Origin of the sequence: Mesorhizobium sp. M7A.F.Ca.CA.004.06.1.1 (assembly GCF_003999135.1) — a bacterium.
In the GTDB taxonomy this organism is placed as follows: Bacteria; Pseudomonadota; Alphaproteobacteria; order Rhizobiales; family Rhizobiaceae; genus Mesorhizobium.
Genome location: NZ_RZPQ01000869.1, coordinates 1 through 2,281, shown reverse-complemented (window position 1 = coordinate 2,281; position 2,281 = coordinate 1). Strand labels below are relative to the sequence as shown.

At 61.3% G+C, this 2,281-nt stretch carries 3 protein-coding genes and 1 pseudogene; all 4 read right to left on the bottom strand.

The window, feature by feature from the left end:
- Window positions 1–354: pseudogene (locus EN906_RS31445) on the bottom strand (flagellin); the annotation flags it as partial.
- A gap of 198 nt (window positions 355–552) precedes the next feature.
- Window positions 553–1,284, bottom strand: a complete 732-nt coding sequence (gene fliP, locus EN906_RS31440; RefSeq protein ID WP_127271437.1) for a flagellar type III secretion system pore protein FliP — start codon at window positions 1,282–1,284, stop codon at window positions 553–555.
- Window positions 1,281–1,775 carry a flagellar basal body-associated FliL family protein gene (locus EN906_RS31435; protein ID WP_127268384.1) on the bottom strand — a complete coding sequence of 165 codons (495 nt, stop codon included), beginning with the start codon at window positions 1,773–1,775 and terminating at the stop codon, window positions 1,281–1,283. Before EN906_RS31435 ends, fliP begins: the two co-directional genes overlap by 4 nt.
- 17 nt (window positions 1,776–1,792) lie before the next feature.
- Window positions 1,793–2,281: flagellar basal body L-ring protein FlgH (locus EN906_RS31430; protein ID WP_127375656.1), on the bottom strand; the 489-nt coding region annotated here is incomplete at its 5' end.

The window sequence follows — 2,281 nt, the reverse complement described above, 5'->3', positions numbered from 1 at the left end:
GTTCTGAAGGGCGGCGATTTCGACCTGGGTCTTTTCTTTGGAGGCGTCAGTCTGGCCGTAGGACGCGACCAGCTTGGTCTTGATCTGGTTGATCGTATCGATCGCGCTACTCATGCCGGTATAGGCTGTGTCGACCTTAGAGGCGCCGAGGCCGAGAGCGTCCGAAACGGTGGACATTGCCTGGTTGTCGGAGCGCATCGTGGTGGCGATCGACCAGTAAGCGGCGTTGTCCGAAGCCTGCGAGACCTTGTAGCCGGTCGAGATGCGGGCCTGGGTGTCGGTGAGGGATTTGCTGGTGGCGTTGAGGCTCTGCAGGGCCGTCAATGCGGCGCTGTTCGTCATGATGCTGGACATGGTACTCGGACCTTGATTTTACAGGTATTTTTTACATACCGGCTCTACCGGTATGACGGTGCGGCATCATGCCCATGATCTCTCAAAATCGATCACCCGCCATCTGCGAGCGAATATGCGGGCAAGTCCCTACCAAAGGGCTAAACCGGACGGTTAATCGAAAATATATTGCTGGGATTTCGAGCCGGCGCCGCAGGGTCAGTTGAAGGAGCGCACCAAGCTGCCGACAAGCAGGTTCCAGCCGTCGATCAGGACGAAGAACAGGATCTTGAACGGCAGCGACACCACTGTCGGCGGCAGCATCATCATGCCCATCGCCATGGTGATGGTGGCGACGATCAGGTCGATGACGAGGAATGGCAGCACGATCAGGAAGCCGATCTCGAAACCGCGCCGGATCTCCGAGATCATGAAGGCCGGCACCAGGATGCGCAGGTCGACGGTGTCACGCGAAACGGTCTGTCCGCGCTCGCGGGCAAGGTCGGCGAAGAGGTCGAAATCCTTGTCACGCACATTGTGCAGCATGAAGGTGCGGAACGGGTCCGAAATCTTGTCGAAGGCTTCGGTCTGGGTAATCTGGTTGTCCATCAGCGGCTTGACGCCGGTGTTCCAGGCCTGATCGAAGGTCGGCGCCATGACATAGAAAGTCATGAACAGCGACAGCGAAATCAGGATGAGGTTTGCCGGTGTCGACTGCAAGCCGATGCCGGCGCGCAGGATCGAGAAGGCGATGACGAAACGGGTGAAGCTGGTCACCATGATCAGCAGGCCTGGCGCCACCGACAGAACGGTCAGCAGGCCGAACATCTGGATGATGTAGCCTACGGTGGTGCCGTCGGCCTTGCCGATACCGCCGAGATCGAGTTGCTGCGCCGTCGCGACGGACGTTGCGGCCGCGATCATCGCCGTGGCGAGAAGGAACTTTCTCATTCGAGCAGCAATGTCCTGATAAGAATCTGCTTGGCGTGACCCTGGCTGCGGATCGAGGCGCGTTCCTCAAGATCGGCCTTCAGGTGCTGGTAGCCGCTGGCGCCCTCGATCTGATGCATCTTCAAGGTGCGCACCAGGGCCAGAAGATCCTGGTGGATGTCATCCGACATTGCCTGTGGCTGCGGCCCGTCATAGACGACGGACACCTCCATCCTGATCCATGTGCCGGCAGGCGAGGCGATGTTGGTGGTGATCGGCGCCAGCACGACAAGCATCGGGCCCAGGCCTGGCTGCTCGGCCGCGGTGGGCTGCATGATCTTGCCTTCGTTCTCAGGCGCGACCGGTACCGACGCCGGTGCGCCGACGCCTTTGAGATAACCGCCGGACATCCAGCCCATGCCAATGGCGGCCGCCGTCACAAGCAGCAGCAGGCCGGCCTGGATGGCAGGGGAGGGACCCTTGCGTGGCTGAACCTGTTCGATATTTGCCACGGCGCCCTGCTCCGATCCTAGAACGGAAGAACCTGGTCGAGAATCTGCTGGCCGTAGGCAGGCTGCTGGACCTCGGTGATGCGACCGCGTCCGCCGTAGGAGATGCGGGCCTCGGCGATACGTTCGTAGGGGATGGTGTTTTCGGCGCCGATATCGGCCGGCCGCACGATGCCGGCGAGCGTCAGCACCCTGAGCTCGGCGTTGACGCGCACTTCCTGCGATCCGGTGATCATCAGATTGCCGTTGGGCAGCACATCGGTGACGATCGCCGCGACATTGAGCTCAAGTGTCTCCGAGCGCTTGATCTCGCCGTCGGCAGTCGTGTCCGTGGTGGAGCTGAGAGCCCCAGCGCCCTTGCCGGCTGTGCTCCACTGGTCCCACTGCGCGCTGAGGTCGTAACCGAGCTTGCGATTGGCGGTGCGGCTCCTGTCGTTCTGGTTCTTGAAGTTGGCCCGATCGTTGATCTTGTTCTTGCCCGTCCGGTTGTCGCCCTGGGACAGCGCCCG